12 protein-coding genes are annotated in these 15,601 nt (G+C 67.5%); 4 read left to right on the top strand and 8 right to left on the bottom strand.

Annotated features, from left to right (window positions below; all coding sequences use genetic code 11):
* Positions 1 to 95 precede the first annotated feature (95 nt).
* From fusA to rpsL, 3 genes are read right to left on the bottom strand one after another with little or no spacing between them, the layout of a single operon-like run.
* Complete coding sequence (gene fusA, locus P5F91_RS15665) at positions 96 to 2,165, bottom strand: elongation factor G (RefSeq protein WP_277907567.1); 2,070 nt, start codon at positions 2,163 to 2,165, stop codon at positions 96 to 98.
* Between the two features lie 30 nt (positions 2,166 to 2,195).
* A complete protein-coding gene (gene rpsG, locus P5F91_RS15670; RefSeq protein ID WP_088871760.1) occupies positions 2,196 to 2,666 on the bottom strand; it encodes a 30S ribosomal protein S7 in 471 nt (156 codons plus the stop codon).
* Between the two features lie 11 nt (positions 2,667 to 2,677).
* A complete protein-coding gene (gene rpsL / locus P5F91_RS15675) occupies positions 2,678 to 3,049 on the bottom strand; it encodes a 30S ribosomal protein S12 (protein WP_004274236.1) in 372 nt (123 codons plus the stop codon).
* 541 nt (positions 3,050 to 3,590) lie between these two features.
* On the opposite strand from rpsL, the gene rimO reads away from it, so the two are divergent.
* From rimO to P5F91_RS15690, 3 genes are all read left to right on the top strand, one after another.
* Positions 3,591 to 4,946, top strand: a complete 1,356-nt coding sequence (gene rimO, locus P5F91_RS15680; RefSeq protein WP_277907568.1) for a 30S ribosomal protein S12 methylthiotransferase RimO — start codon at positions 3,591 to 3,593, stop codon at positions 4,944 to 4,946.
* Positions 4,947 to 5,194: 248 nt separating this feature from the next.
* Positions 5,195 to 6,871, top strand: coding sequence for a M28 family peptidase (locus P5F91_RS15685; RefSeq protein WP_277907569.1), 1,677 nt, complete (start codon positions 5,195 to 5,197; stop codon positions 6,869 to 6,871).
* A 196-nt stretch (positions 6,872 to 7,067) separates the two neighbouring features.
* Complete coding sequence (locus tag P5F91_RS15690) at positions 7,068 to 8,756, top strand: M28 family metallopeptidase (protein ID WP_246134454.1); 1,689 nt, start codon at positions 7,068 to 7,070, stop codon at positions 8,754 to 8,756.
* A gap of 81 nt (positions 8,757 to 8,837) precedes the next feature.
* Here P5F91_RS15690 and P5F91_RS15695 read toward each other — a convergent pair whose 3' ends face one another.
* From P5F91_RS15695 to P5F91_RS15710, 4 genes are all read right to left on the bottom strand, one after another.
* Positions 8,838 to 9,842, bottom strand: coding sequence for an LLM class flavin-dependent oxidoreductase (locus P5F91_RS15695; RefSeq protein WP_277907570.1), 1,005 nt, complete (start codon positions 9,840 to 9,842; stop codon positions 8,838 to 8,840).
* A 121-nt stretch (positions 9,843 to 9,963) separates the two neighbouring features.
* Positions 9,964 to 10,896 (bottom strand): phosphorylase family protein, encoded by a 933-nt coding sequence (locus P5F91_RS15700; protein ID WP_277907571.1) that lies wholly within the window; start codon positions 10,894 to 10,896, stop codon positions 9,964 to 9,966.
* A 105-nt stretch (positions 10,897 to 11,001) separates the two neighbouring features.
* Entirely contained in the window at positions 11,002 to 11,766 is a 765-nt protein-coding gene (locus tag P5F91_RS15705) for a class I SAM-dependent methyltransferase (protein ID WP_145611686.1), read from the bottom strand.
* Positions 11,767 to 11,929: 163 nt separating this feature from the next.
* A complete protein-coding gene (locus tag P5F91_RS15710; RefSeq protein ID WP_277907572.1) occupies positions 11,930 to 13,162 on the bottom strand; it encodes an MFS transporter in 1,233 nt (410 codons plus the stop codon).
* Between the two features lie 92 nt (positions 13,163 to 13,254).
* Here P5F91_RS15710 and P5F91_RS15715 point away from each other — a divergent pair, with 92 nt between their 5' ends.
* Positions 13,255 to 14,178 (top strand): LysR family transcriptional regulator, encoded by a 924-nt coding sequence (locus P5F91_RS15715; protein ID WP_277907573.1) that lies wholly within the window; start codon positions 13,255 to 13,257, stop codon positions 14,176 to 14,178.
* Positions 14,179 to 14,181: 3 nt separating this feature from the next.
* Here the strand turns inward: P5F91_RS15715 and P5F91_RS15720 are convergent, their stop codons facing one another.
* Positions 14,182 to 15,408, bottom strand: coding sequence for an FAD-dependent oxidoreductase (locus P5F91_RS15720; protein ID WP_277907574.1), 1,227 nt, complete (start codon positions 15,406 to 15,408; stop codon positions 14,182 to 14,184).
* Positions 15,409 to 15,601 lie beyond the last annotated feature (193 nt).

Genomic DNA, 15,601 nt, shown 5'->3' on the forward strand with positions numbered 1-15,601 from the left:
GACGTGACCGATGGTGCCGATGTTGCAGTGCGGCTTGGTGCGCTCGAATTTCGCCTTCGCCATGGTTACTCTTCCTTCTCTTGACTTCTGCCAGATCAGGCCATCTTGGCGCGAACGACATCCGCGATGGCAGCCGGCACCGGCTCATAGTGGTCAAATTGCATCGAGTACTGCGCCCGGCCCTGGCTCATCGAGCGCAGGTTGTTCACATACCCAAACATGTTGGCCAGCGGGACCCTGGCAATGATGACGCGCGCATTGCCCCGCTGATCCATTCCTGTCACCTGTCCCCGGCGGCTGTTCAGGTCGCCGATGACATCACCCATGTAGTCGTCGGGGGTGACCACCTCGACCGCCATCACCGGCTCCAGGAGAACGGGCTTGGCTTTCGCCATCCCTTCCTTGAACGCGGCGCGAGCGGCCTGCTCGAACACCTCGACGGAGCTGTCGACGTCGTGGAAGCCACCGCCGACCAGCTCTACCTTCAGGTCGATCACCGGAAACCCGGCGATCACCCCACTGTCCTTGGCGGCATCGACGCCGTTCTGGACCCCGTGGGCGAATTCCTTGGGCAGTTGGCTGCCCGCCTTGTTCTCGAACCGGAACCCGCTGCCGGGCTCGGACGGCTCGAAGGACAGCGTCACCTGGGCGTATTGCCCCATGGCGCCGACCTGCCGCTTCAGCGTGTGGGCCGCCTCCGCCTTCTGGGCGATGGTCTCCCGGTACGCCACCTGCGGCGCGCCGACATCGGCTTCCACCCGGTATTCCCGGCGCATGCGATCGACGATGATCTCCAGGTGCAGCTCGCCCATGCCGCCGATGACGGTTTGCCCCGTCTCGGAGTCACGGCCGACGCGGAAGGACGGATCCTCCGACGCCAGTCGCTGCAACGCCATCGCCATCCGGTCGTGGTCCACCTGGGTCTTAGGCTCGACCACCACCTCGATCACCGGCTCCGGGAACTCCATGCGTTCCAGCACCAGCGGCGCTTCCGGATCGCACAGGGTTTCACCCGTCGTCGTGTTCCGCAGCCCCGCCAGGGCGACGATGTCGCCCGCGCATGCCGCCTCGATCTCTTCCCGGGTGTTGGCGTGCATCAGCAACATCTTGCCGACGCTCTCCTTCTCACCCTTGCTCGCGTTCAGCACGCGATCGCCGACCGCCATCCGCCCCGAATAAATCCGGACGAAGGTGAGCGCGCCGACGAAAGGATCGTTCATCACCTTGAACGCCAAGCCGGCGAAGGGCGCCGCGTCGTCCGTCCGCCGGCTGGCCGGTTCTCCGTCCAGCGTTACGCCGGCGACATCGGCGATGTCGAGCGGCGAGGGCAGAAAGTCGACAACGGCGTCCAGCATCGGCTGAACGCCCTTGTTCTTGAAGGCCGAGCCGCACAACACCGGAACCAGGCGCAGCGCGATCGTCCCCTTGCGGATCAGCGCCTTGAGCGCCGCCTCGTCGGGTTCCTCACCCTCGAGGTAGCGCTCCGTGGCGTCCTCATCCATTTCCACCGCCTGCTCGACCAGGCGAGCGCGGTATTCGCTCGCCTGCGCGGCCAGGGCGGCCGGAATTTCCGTCTCGAAGAACTCGGCGCCCAGCGTCTCTTCTTTCCAGACGATGGCCTTGTTCTTCACCAGGTCGACGACGCCGGAGAAGCCGGCTTCCGTCTTGATGGGAAGCTGCAGGACCGCCGCATTGGCGCCCAGCCGCTCCCGGATCATCTGGACGGTGCCGAAGAAGTCGGCGCCGACCCGGTCCATCTTGTTCACGAAACACATGCGCGGCACGCGGTACTTATCCGCCTGCCGCCACACGGTTTCCGACTGGGGCTCGACCCCGGCCACAGCGTCGAACAGCGCCACCGCACCATCCAGCACCCGCAAGGACCGCTCGACCTCAATGGTGAAGTCGACATGCCCGGGGGTGTCGATGATGTTCACCCGGTGGTCACGCCAGAAACAGGTCGTGGCCGCCGACGTGATGGTGATGCCGCGCTCCTGCTCCTGCTCCATCCAGTCCATCGCGGCGGTGCCCTCGTGGACCTCGCCCATGCGATAGGATTTGCCGGTGTAGTACAGGATCCGCTCGGTCGTCGTCGTCTTGCCGGCATCAATGTGGGCACAGATGCCGATGTTCCGGTAACGATCGAGAGGATGGGAGCGCGCCATGATTCCTTAAGGCCTAAGCTGGTCCCAACCTTACCACCGGTAGTGCGAGAAGGCCTTGTTGGCCTCCGCCATACGGTGGGTGTCTTCACGCTTCTTCACGGCAACGCCGCGCTGGTTGGCCGCGTCCAGCAGCTCACCCGACAGGCGCTCGGTCATCGTGTTCTCCGACCGGCCGCGGGCGGCGGCGATCAGCCAACGGATGGCCAGGGCCTGGGCGCGGTCCTGACGGACCTCAACCGGCACCTGGTAGGTCGCACCACCGACGCGGCGGGAACGCACTTCCAGGTAGGGACGGACGTTGTTCAGGGCATCGTGGAACAGCTGAATGGGATCAGCCTTCACCTTGCCCTCGATACGCTCCAAAGCGCCGTAAACGATCTGCTCGGCGACGGACTTCTTACCGTCGTACATCAGGCAGTTCATGAACTTCGTCAGCACGGTATCGCCATACTTGGCATCCGGCAGGACTTCACGCTTTTCGGCGCGACGACGACGGGACATAGACTAACTCCTTACTTCGGACGCTTGGCGCCGTACTTGGACCGACGCTGGCGACGGTCCTTCACGCCCTGGGTATCCAACGAACCGCGGATGATGTGATAGCGCACGCCGGGAAGGTCCTTCACACGGCCGCCGCGGATCATCACCACGGAGTGTTCCTGCAGGTTGTGACCCTCGCCGGGGATGTAGCTGATGACCTCGTGGCCGTTGGTCAGCCGCACGCGGGCGACCTTACGCAGCGCCGAGTTCGGCTTCTTCGGGGTGGTCGTGTAGACGCGCGTGCAGACACCGCGCTTCTGGGGGCATTCCTGCAACGCCGGGACCTTGTCCCGCTCCGGCACGCCCTCACGGGACTTGCGGATCAACTGGTTGATCGTCGGCATCTACCGCTCTCGGTTCACAGTTCCAACAACAAGGCACCCAAACACATGCCCAGAACGACGAAAGTCCCGTCACGAAGCACTGACTGGCTCCGCGCGGGCCTTGCAAACGCCGTCCGAACAAGGACTCGGGTGCGGCTATACAGATTTTCGAGGGGGTCTTTTTGAGAGACAGCGTCTAGCCCGCAAGGGCGGCCTACAGCCTGCCCCTCGAAAAATGTGGGCGGACTATATGGAGGTCGGCCCCGCCCGTCAAGCGCTCTGGACTCAAAAATCCAGGGTAAGCCGTGCGTCCAGAACAGGGGGCGGCCCCACAATTGCGGGCCCCTCCCCTGCGCGCCTGGCACGCGCTCCGGACAGCGCGGGGGATGGGCAAACGGCCCCGGTGCCGCTATATACCCGGACCAGACGGGCGGCGGCACCACCAAGGTCGGACGCTCACCTTATAGTATAGTGTAAGCGCGCTTTCGAGGGGACCTCCGCCGACCGCAGGCGGCATGGGGTTGGCCTTGTTGGCGCCCTTTTGGATTCCCGAGCGCCGCCCATGAGCAAGCCCACCCTCATCACCTCCACCACGTCCCCCGCTGGCGCCCCCAAGGTCGGCATCGTCAGCCTGGGCTGCCCCAAGGCCCTGGTCGACAGCGAGCGCATCCTGACCAAGCTGCGCTCGGAAGGGTATGAGGTGTCGCCCAGCTACGACGACGCCGACGTGGTGCTGGTCAACACCTGCGGCTTCCTGGACAGCGCCAAGCAGGAAAGCCTGGACGCCATCGGCGAGGCCATGCGCGAGAACGGCCGTGTCATCGTCACCGGCTGCATGGGCGTGGAAGAGGGCCGCATCCGCGAGATGTACCCCAACGTGCTGGCCGTCACCGGCCCCCACCAGTATGAGCAGGTGGTGTCGGCGGTGCACGACCACCTGCCCCCGGTGCACAACCCCTACACCGACCTGGTGCCGCCCGAGGGCCTGCGCCTGACGCCCCGCCACTACGCCTATCTGAAGATTTCCGAAGGCTGCAACCACCGCTGCAGCTTCTGCATCATCCCCTCGCTGCGCGGCGACCTGGCCAGCCGGCCGGCCGGCAACGTGCTGCGCGAGGCGGAGCGCCTGGTGAACGCCGGCGTGCGCGAACTGATGGTCATCTCGCAGGACACCAGCGCCTACGGCCTGGACCTGCGCCATGCCGAAAGCGAGTTCAGGGGCCGCAAGGTCCGCGCCCACATGACCGACCTGGCCCGTGAATTGGGCGGGCTGGGCGCCTGGGTGCGCCTGCACTACGTCTACCCCTACCCGCATGTGGACGAGGTCATCCCCCTGATGGCGGAAGGCCTGGTGTTGCCCTATCTGGACATCCCCTTTCAGCACGCCAGCCCCAGTGTGCTGAAGGCCATGAAGCGGCCGGCCAACCAGGAGAAGGTGCTGGACCGGATTCGCGGCTGGCGCGACGTCTGTCCCGACCTGACCATTCGCTCCACCTTCATCGTCGGTTTCCCCGGGGAAACGGAGCAGGACTTCCAGTTCCTGTTGGATTGGCTGTCGGAGGCCAAGATCGACCGGCTGGGCTGCTTCAAGTATGAGGCGGTGGAGGGCGCCCCCGCCAACGCCATCGAGGGCGCCGTGCCGGAAGAGGTGAAGGAAGAGCGCTGGAATCGCCTGATGGCCCACCAGCAGGCCATCAGCGAGGAGCGCATGCAGGCCAAGGTGGGCCGCACCATCGACGTCATCATCGACGAGGTGGACGAGGAAGGCGCCATCGGCCGCTCCGCGGCGGATGCGCCGGAAATCGACGGCAGCGTCTTCCTGAACGGCGACACCAGCGTCGCGGTGGGCGACATCGTCCAGGTGACGGTAGAGCACGCCGAGGAATACGACCTGTGGGGCACCCGCGTGGACGCCTAAGTCCCCGCCCTTCCCCCTATCCCACCAGTCCTTATTGAAGCGACGGGGCCGGCCAGGGATGGCCGGCCTTTTCCGTACGGGCGTGGTGACTGGGTGATTGTCCCGCTATATCCAATATCCAACTTTCGTCAGCAGGCCCGCCCAGGGTCTTGGATTCCCGGCCGGTACCCCCGTATGCTCTCGCCCCAAGCGGCGCTATCGCGGGGTAACCGCCGGCGACACGACCAAGACAATGGGGATTCGCACTTATGGGAGCCAGACTACGCACAGGGGCCACGGCGCTCTTCGCCGCGGCCCTCGCGCTCGATGTCGGGGCCACGGCGATGGGGCAGGCCAAGGACGCCGCCCCGGTGACGCCCGAGGCCTTGTCGGCCCACGTCAAAATCCTCGCCTCCGACGATTTCCAGGGCCGCAAACCGGGAACCGTGGGCGAGGAGAAGACCATCGCCTACATCCAGGACCAGTTCAAAAAGATCGGACTGAAGCCCGCAGCCGGCGCGAAGGGCTACCTTCAGGACGTGCCCATGACCGAGGTCACCAGCAAGGCCGACGGCCCCATGGTGTTCACGGCCACGGGCAAGGACGGCCAGGCCAAGAGCCTGTCGTACGAATACTTCAGCCAGATGATCGTCTGGAACCGACAGCGCACCACCCATGCCGAGGTGAAGGACAGCGACCTGGTCTTCGTCGGCTACGGCATCACGGCGCCGGAGTTCGGCTGGGACGACTATGCCAGCGTGGACGTGAAGGGCAAGACGGTCGTCATCCTGGTGAACGACCCCGGCTTCGCCACCGGCGACCCCGCCCTGTTCGGCGGCGGCGCCATGACCTGGTATGGCCGCTGGCCCTACAAGTATGAGGAAGCGGCCCGCCATGGTGCGGCCGCAGCCATCATCGTCCACGAGACCCGCGCCGCCGGTTACCCCTGGGGCGTGGTCGCCAACAGCAACAGCGTGCCCAAGCTGACCCTGATGCCCGCCGACGGCGGGCTGCAGAGCCGGTCGGCCGTGGAAGGCTGGGTGCAGCTGGACGTGGCCAAGGAGCTGTTCGCGGCGGCTGGCCTGGACTATTCCACCCTCAAGGACAGCGCCGCCCGGCACGGCTTCAAGGCCGTGCCGATGAACGCCAGGATGTCGGTGGGCATCACCCCCGTGGTGCGCGACGTCGTCTCGCACAACGTGGTCGGCATCGTCCCCGGCGCCAAGCGGCCGGACGAGGTGGTGCTGGTCGGTGCGCACTGGGACCACCTGGGTGTGGGGCCGGCGGTCAACGGCGACACCATCTATAACGGTGCGCTGGACAACGCCACGGGCGTCGCCGGCCTGATCGAGATGGCCAAGCGCTACACCCACAGCCCCAGGCCGGACCGCACCCTGATGTTCATCGCCTACACGGCCGAGGAACAAGGCCTGCTGGGCTCGGAATACTATGCCCAGCACCCGCTGTACCCGGCGGGCAAGACGGTGGCCGGCTTCAACATGGACGGCCTGGGCGTGCTGGGTCCCGTGCATGACGTGGTCCTGGTCGGCGGCAAGAAGTCCGACCTGGAGGAACGGCTGAAGGCCTGGACCGATGCCCACGGCATGGTCGTGAATCCGGAGCCCTTCCCCGAGCGCGGCTATTACTACCGCTCCGACCACTTCAACCTGGCCAAGGTCGGCATCCCCGTCATCGACGCCGGCATGGGCATCGACAGCGTGGAGCACGGCGCGGAGTGGGGCAAGGCGAAGGAGGAGGAATACACCCGCCTGCACTACCACCAGCCCTCCGACGAATGGTCGCCGGCGATGGACCTGCGCGGCGGCGCCGTCCAGGTCAACATGTGGTACGACATCAGCCGCGACCTGGCGTCCAGCGATGCCTGGCCCAAGTGGTACGACAAGGCCGAGTTCAAGGCCGCCCGGGACAAGTCCCAGGGCAAATGAGCGTGAGGGCCGCCGGACCCCGGCAGAGGATAAGGCGGCCTTTTTCAGTCGGGTTGCGACCGCTGGGTCGCATCCCCCACGCCCCCGATCTCCAGGTAAGGGTATCCAAAGTAGGGGTATCCCAGGCAGGGGACGGGGGCGGTTGAGGGGCGTCAATGGACGCGCCCCCGAGCAACGACAAGGAACGCAAACATCCATGCGAACCCACAACAAACGCGCCGGCCTGCTGAAAGGCACGGCGGCGCTGGCCCTGATGGGCGTTTTGGCGGCGGCCGTGGCCCTACCGGCGCTGGCGGCCGACAAGGTCACCAAGGACGTGGCCCCGGTGACGGCCCAGGCCCTGTCCGAGCACATCCGCATCCTGGCCTCCGATGAATTCCAAGGCCGCAAGCCCGGCACGGCGGGCGAGGATAAGGCCATCGCCTACATCCAGGACCAGTTCAAGAAGATCGGCCTGAAGCCCGCCGTGGACGGCAGCTATCTGCAGAACGTCCCCCTGACGGAGATTGTCAGCAAGGCCGACGGCCCCATGGTCATCACCGGCCCCAAGGCCGCGCCGCTGTCGCTGGAGTATTTCAGCGACATGATCGTCTGGACCCGCCAGCGCACCCCCCATGTCCAGGTCAAGGACAACGACATGGTGTTCGTGGGCTATGGCATCACGGCGCCGGAATTCGGCTGGGACGACTATGCCGGCGTCGATGTGCGCGGCAAGACGGTGGTCATCCTGGTGAACGACCCCGGCTATGCCACCGGCGATCCTGCGCTGTTCGGCGGCGGCGCCATGACCTGGTACGGCCGCTGGGTCTACAAGTTCGAGGAGGCGGCCCGCCACGGCGCCACCGCCGCCATCATCGTGCATGAGACGCGCGCCGCGGGCTATCCCTGGGGCGTCGTCGCCAACGGCGGCAGCATCCCCAAGCTGAGCCTGATGCCGGCCGACGGCGGGCTGAAGACCCGGTCCGCCGTGGAAGGCTGGATGCAGCTGGACCAGGCCAAGGCCGTGTTCCAGGCCGCCGGGCTGGACTTCAACACCCTGAAGGACAGCGCCGCCCGCCGCGGCTTCAAGGCCGTGCCCCTGCCGCTGAAGATGTCGGTCGGCATCACGCCGACGGAGCGCGACGTCATCTCCCACAACGTCATCGGCACCATCCCGGGCGCCAAGCATCCGGACGAAATGGTCCTGGTCGGCGCGCACTGGGATCACCTGGGCATCGGTCCGGCCATCAACGGCGACACAATCTACCACGGCGCCATGGACAACGCCTCCGGCGTCGCCGGCCTGATCGAGCTCGCCAAGCGCTATACCAAGGGCCCCAAGCCCGACCGCACCCTGCTGTTCATCGCCTACACGGCGGAAGAGCAGGGCCTGCTGGGCTCCGAGTACTATGCCCAGCATCCCCTGTTCGCGCCCAACAAGACGGTCGCGGGCTTCAACATGGACATGCTGAGCAGCGTGGGCCTGACCCGCGACATCGTGCTGGTGGGCGGGCGCAAGTCCGACCTGGAGGACAGGCTCAAGGCCTGGACCGACGCCCACATGATGGCGCTGAACCAGGAGCCCTTTCCCGAGCGCGGGTACTACTACCGCTCCGACCACTTCAACCTGGCCAAGATCGGCATCCCCGTGATCTACGCCCACAGCGGCATCGACAGCGTGGCCAACGGCGCCGAGTGGGGCAAGACCAAGGAGGACGAGTTCACCCGCCTCCACTACCACCAGCCCTCCGACAAATGGTCGCCGGACCTGGACCTCAGCGGCGGGGCCATGGAGGTCAACATGATCTATGACCTCAGCCGCCCGCTGGCCTTCGGCACCGACTGGCCGAAATGGTACGACAAGGCCGAGTTCAAGGCCGCCCGCGACAAGTCCATGGGCAAGTAAGACAAAAGGCCGCCCCTCGCCGGGCGGCCTTTTTCTCTACCCGCTGATCCGTGCGGGGTGCGGGCCCAAGCTTCCCCGGCTTCAATCCAGGCGGAGCGCCAGCCCGGCCACCTGGGCAGTGATCTCGAACGACCGCCGCCGGGCGGCATGGTCGTGGATGGCGGCGGTCACCATGATCTCATCCGCCCCGGTCTGCTGCAGGATGGCGGACAGGCCATGGCGCACCGTCTCCGGCCCCCCCACGACGGAGTAGCGCAGCGCCCGGTCGGCCCAGGCGCGCTCCTCCGGGCTCCACTGCACGCCGGGCTGCGGTGGGCGCAAGGGGCCGGGGTTGCCGCGGGCCAAAGCCACGAACCGATCCTGCAGGGAGGTGAACAGCACCTCCGCCTCCCGATCCGTGTCGGCGGCGAAGACGTTGACGCCCACCATGGCGTGGGGCTTGGGATTGGCGGCGGTGGGCTTATAGTACTGGCGGTACACGTGCAGCGCCTCCAGCAGCTGATCGGGCGCGAAGTGGGAGGCGAAGGCGTAGGGCAACCCCAGCTCCGCCGCCAACCGGGCGCCGAAGGTGCTGGACCCCAGGATCCAGATCGGCACGTCCAGGCCGGCGCCGGGCACGGCCCGCACCGCCTGGCCCGGCTGGGCCGGGCGGAAATAGGTCTGCAGTTCCTGCACATCGCGGGGGAAGTTGTCGCCATTGTCCGAGCGGTCGCGCCGCAGCGCCCAGGCGGTGCGCTGGTCGCTGCCCGGCGCGCGGCCCAGGCCCAGGTCGATGCGGCCGGGGTAGAGGGATTCCAGCGTTCCGAACTGCTCCGCAATCACCAGCGGGGCATGATTGGGCAGCATGATGCCGCCGGCGCCCACGCGGATGCTCTTGGTGCCGCCAGCGATGTAGCCGATGACCACCGCGGTGGCGGCGCTGGCGATGCCCGTCATGTTGTGATGCTCCGCCACCCAGAAGCGGCGGTAGCCCAGGGCCTCGGCATGACGGGCGAGATCCAGCGTGTTGCGCAGGGCCTGGGCGGCGGTGCCACCCTCGACGATGGGGGAAAGGTCCAGGACGGACAGGGGAATGGGAAGCGACACGGGGGAACCGGCCTTTCTTCGAACCGCGACTAAACTGCCTAGGGTTACCTAAGCATGCCCGCGCGGCTTTTCGAGGTGAGGCCGGTCACAGATCGCCCCGTTCACGAGCGCCCGCCGCCGCTCAAGGGCTGGTCACCGCATCCACCGCCACCTTGAACGCCGCCAGTTCCAGGGCGTCCAGGTCGCCGTCCCACAGCGACTGGTGCAGGCGCCCGCCGTCGTTGACCAGGCGGTCGGACCCCACGACCACGCTGGCCGCCTTCAGGCCCATCAGGGTGGCCAGGGTGAAGAACGGCCCCTCCTCCATCTCCACGAAGGTGGGCTTGTCCGGGCCCTTGATGGCCAGCAGGTCGCGCAGGATGCTGCCTGGCTGGAAATAGTAGATGGGCATGGTGTAGCCGATGCCCCGGGCGCTGGGCAGGCCGGAGCGGGCGGCGGCGGCGCGCACCCGGGCGGTGAACTCCTGATCCGGCCGCGCCACCTGCTGCTTGGCGTCGGGCGCCAGCAGGAAGGCGCCGCCATCACGGTAGGAGCCATCCGATACGATGATCTGGCTATAGGGCACGTCCGGCGACAGCAGGCCCGCCGTGCCGACATGGATGACCCGGCGCGCCCCCAGGGCCTGCAACTCCGCCACCTGGGTGGTGATGCCGCCGGCCCCGGGCAGGCCGCGCGCCACGACGAAGGGGGCCGTGCCGGCCTTGCGCACCACCCACAGGTCGGTGGGATCGGTGAAGCCGTAGGACAAATGGGTGTAGCTGCCCTGGAATCCCGCCTGGTCCAGGTAAGTCTCCACATCCACCCGGTGCAGCACGATGGCGTCGGCGGGGAAGTCGTCCAGCTCGCCATGCACGAAGCGGTTCTTGCGCAGCCAGTCCACCTCATCGGCCGGGGTGTTCAGCCGTTCCTGGTGGCCGTGGCGGGCATAGCCGTCCAGCACCCGGTAGGGGGCCTCGGCCGTGCCGGCCAGCGCGACACCCGTCATCTCTCCCGTGGCCGCACCCGCGACGGCCATCACCAGGCCCGCCACCAACGCCGCGATCCCCTTCGCCATGCCCCGTCCCCTTCTTGGTCTTAACGGCTAAAGGGTCCGCAAAAACAAAGGGCTGCGCAATGGCCAAAGCGGCCCTGGCGCAGCCCCGGTCATGAAGAACTCTTTTTACTTCGGCTTGCGGAACTTGAAGACGAACTGGTCGGTGTGGCCGCGCAGCGCGGGGTCGAAGACCTTGAGCGTGTGGTTGTCCGCCGTGTTGTGCAGGGCATCGTCCTGGCCCTCCAGCACGAAGCCCGCGGCCTCCACCTCCTTCTTCACCGTTTCGGGATCGATACGATGCAGGGTGTTGGTGTCGCGCACGCCGGAGCCGGCCTCGGCCACATGGTCCAGAACGATGTAGACGCCGCCGGGCTTCAGCGCGTTGAAGATGGCCTTGTTCACAGCCGCCGCCGCCTCGGCGCCCATGAAGGCGTGGACATCGTGGTAATTCTGCGAGGTCCAGACCACGTCCACCTTCTCAGGGAAGGTCAGCGCGTTCACGGGCTCGACCAGCGGCACGATGTTGCCATAGGCCTTGTCCCCCGCCAGCGCCTTCTGTCCGTCCACCGCTTTTTGCGAGCGGGTGGCGATCTCATTGGGCAGCAGGGAATAGACCCTGCCCTTGGGGCCGACCGCCTTGGCGAACAGGCGGGTGAAGTAGCCGGCGCCCGGCATGAAATCCACCACCTTGTCGCCCGCCTTCACGCCGGCGAAGGCCAGCATCTCGGCCGGCTTGCGGTCGGCGTCGCGATCCTTGTCGGCCTGCGGCCGGTTGCTGTCGGCGACGGCGGCGGTGATCGCGGGTGACGGTGCGGTGGCGGCGCTGGCGGTGAGCGCCAGGCTGGACGCGGCCAGCCCCAGGGCCAGCACGATGACGGAGACGCGAGACATTGTTCCCTTCCCTCCCTGGATGTCAGCCTTTGGCCAAGGATGGGCCCCCGATCAGGTTCCCCCGATCAAGTCCATTGCGGCCGGCTGCCGCTAGAAAGTGCGGAGCCGGCGCCATAAATCAATCCCGCGCGTCAGAAAAAGCTGTGGAATTGCAAGCAACGGGTCATCGCGCCGCAGGGCAGACGGCCGCGCCTGGTTCCGTATCCGCAATAGCCCGGCGCCGCGTGGCGGCCAGCAGCGCCAGGCCTGCGGCCATGAAACCGGCGGAGACCAGCGGCAGGGCACCCACCCCGGCCACGGGATAGACCGCGCCGGCGGTGAAGGAGCCGGCGGCCATGCCGACATAGAGGGCCGACGAATTCAGGGCCAGCACCAGGCCGCGCACCTCCGGCGCCAGTTCCACCATGCGCCGCTGCTGCGAGGGCATGAACAGGTCGTTGGCCAGCGCCCACAGCACCAACAGGGCCAGGACGGCCCACAGCCGGGCCGGGGCAGCGGCCATGGCCAGGAACATGGCGGTCAGGCCGCCCAGGCTGACGGCCACCAGCCGGTCGGCGGTCCACAGGTCGGCCAGCCAGCGGGCAAGATAATTGCCGGCCAGACCCGACAGCCCCAGCACCATGAGGGCCAGCGACGTCTGCGCCGTATCGGCGCCGAAGCGGTCGCGCAGCAGCGGATTGATCAGGGTGATGGTGGTGAACAGTCCCGCCATCTGGCAGACCATGAGGGCGACGCCCCCCGCCACCCCCGGGCGCCGCAGGACGGCCGCCAGCTGCCCCAGGCCCAGGGCATGCCCCCGCCCACGGTCCTTGATGCCCAGCGCGATGGCCAGCGCCACGCCCCAGGTCCACACGCCCAGCCCGACGAACATGGGGCGCCAGCCGATCTGTTCCCCCAGCCAGGCGGACAGCGGCAGGCCGACGACCGACGCCATGGTCATGCCGCTGAAGACGATAGCCAGGGCCCGGCCCTGGCGCTGGGGCGGCACCAGGGTGCTGCCAAGGGCCGACACCACCGGCCCGACGCAGGCGGCCCCCACGCCCGAGAGGATGCGCAAGATCAGCAGCAGGGGATAGCTGCCCACCCCGGCCGACAGCAGGGTGCTGGCGCCGAGGATGCCCAGGCCGGCCAGCAACAGGGTGCGGCGCGGCAGGTGCCCCGCCACCATCTGCACCACCGGCGCGGCGACGGCGAAGGTGGCGGCGAAGGCGGACACCATCAGCGCCACCGCGCTGGGTGGCAAAGACAGTGAGGCGGCGATGGGGGGCAAGGCCCCGACCACCGCCAGGGTGCCTGTACCCATGGTGAAATAAGCCAGCGCCAGCAGGCGCAGGGGCCAGGCAGGCCAAGCGGGTTCCGGATGGTCGGCCGAGCGGGACATCAGAGCAGGGGACATGAGGCAGGCCTCCTCAGGATTGGCGATGCCCTGGTGAGATAGTGCTCGCCTGGCTATAATTGAAATCGATCATCAATATCGGACCCATAATCATGATCGATCTCAGGGGTGTGGACCTGAACCTGCTGGTCTCGCTGGACGCGTTGCTGGACCAGGCCAACGTCACCCGGGCGGCCGCCCGCCTGGGCATCAGCCAGCCGGCCCTGTCGGCGCAATTGGCCCGCCTGCGCGACCTGTTCCACGATCCCCTATTCGTGCCCTCGGAAACCGGCCGGGGCATGGTGCCCACCACCCGCGCGCTGGAACTGCAGGCGCCCTTGCGCGCCGCCTTGCAGGAGCTGGAGACGGTGGTGCGCCGGCCGCCGGCCTTCGACCCCCTGACGGCCACCCGCGATTTCGCCATCGCCGCCAGTGACAACAGCACGGTGGCGGTGGGGCTGGGCTTGATGGAGCGCTTGCGCGCCGTGGCGGGCCCGGGCATCCGCCTGTCCTTCCGCGCGCCCAACGCCGAACGCGTCCTGGGCCAGATGCAGCGGGGCGAGGTCGATTTGCTGATCGGCTCGCAGAACATGGTCCAGACCGGCATGACGGTGCGCCGCCTGGCGGGGGAGCGGTATCTGGTGGCCCAGCGCAAGGGCCATCCGCGGGGTGCCGGGCCCCTGGACCTGGACGGCTATTGCGCTCAGGAGCACATCCTGGTGTCTACCAACGGCGGCGGCTTCGTCGGTTTTGTGGATGAGGATCTGGAGCGGCTGGGACGGCGGCGGCGGGTGGCCCTGTCCATCCACCAGTTCATGCTGGCCGTGCCCATCCTGCTGGCCACGGACTATCTCTGCGTCCTGCCCAGCCGTCTGGCCCGCCGCTATGCCGAGAAGCTGGACCTGTTCGACCTGCCCCTGCCCAACCGGCGCAGCTATGACTTCATGGCCGCCTGGCATCCCCGCCACCAGGCCGACCCCGGCCATGTCTGGCTGCGCCAGCAGGTGGCGGCGGTGGCGGAGGGGATGGGGTGTTGAGGGTCACCCGAACACCGGCGGCGGGAACAGGCTGGCGATGATGCGCACCGACTGCTCCGCCAGTGGCCGGTCGGGCTCAATGCTGTCGTCGTTGTAGCCGTAATAATCGTCCGGCCCCACCGCCTGGAAGACGAAGCCGTCGCGCCGGGGCACGAAGGACACGCCGTTGTAGAATAGGCCGTAGTGCACATCGTCCTGCGGTATCATGCGCGCCAGCTGGCCCCGCACCGGGATGATGGAGTCGTCGCCCATCAGGGCGCGGGCGCCGTAGCCGGTGCAGTTCACCAGCACCTTCTGAGCCACGCCGGCGAAATCCGCCGGGGTGCGGAATTCCCGCACCTCGATGCGGCCGCCGTTGGCGTGGAACTCATCCAGCAGCAGGCGGGCGTAGCTGGAAATGTTGAACACCATGTTGGTGTTGCGCCGAACAAAGCGCGCGCCGAAGGGATGCAGACCCGCCGGCACATCGACGGAATGGGGTGTCAAGGTTGGCAACAGCTCGTGCTGCAAGGCGTCGGCGAAGGGGGGCCGGCCGTCGGTCACCGGTTCGTGGCGCTCCCGGTTGGCCTGGTCGGAGACGTTGTAGTTGTCCACCCACTCGATGGGGGTGCCGGGCAGGCCCAGCAGGCTCTGGTAGGCCTGGAACGAGGTCAGGCACATGCGCGCCCACAGCGCCTTGAACGCCGGCGTGGCGTATTGTTCCAGGCAGATGCGCGAATCCGGCGACCAGACGCCGGTGGCGAAGCTGGACCGGGTGTCAGGCGGCAGGTCCTTGGCATAGATGGTGACCTTGGCGCCGGCGCGCTGAAGCTGCAGCGCCGTCGTCAGGCCGATAGCCCCGCAGCCGATGACGGCGATATCGCGCTCGCCCAAGGCCATGGCCTTCTCCGTGGCGACCAGGCCCGTCCCCCAGGACAGGGACCAGCCGCTGCCGCCATGGCCGTAATGGTGGACCACCAGCTTCTGGCCGATGCGCTCCACCTCCAGCCGGGGGCCCTGGGCGCGGAAGGGGCGCGTGCAGACGGTCACGCGGGTGATGCGGTCGGGCGTGGCCCGGATGGGCGTGAGCATCAAGGGTGACCGCGCCGCCTCGGTCACGCCGCCGTGCCGGCCCCCCTCCACGTTGACCGCACAGCCCGCCAACGCGAGGGCGGCAGCCGCGCCAACGCCGGCCAACACATCGCGCCGGCCCATCCCCCTGGCCACGCCGTCCAAGCGCTCAACCGCCATGCCATCCCCCTTATTGATTGTGGGCGCTCTCCGGGACGCCGCCATCCAGAAACGATAGGATAAAAGATTATCCTGAGAAACCAGGACTTTGTCCGCGACGGTCGAAATACGGGGCCGGAGGGTGGTTCCGGCCCGTCCCCATCGGCGGCGCTTTGCCATGACACGGATTGGTGGCAATTTAGGGCAGGCGGCG

Source organism: Nitrospirillum amazonense (genome assembly GCF_029594735.1).
GTDB classification, from domain to species: domain Bacteria; phylum Pseudomonadota; class Alphaproteobacteria; order Azospirillales; family Azospirillaceae; genus Nitrospirillum; species Nitrospirillum amazonense.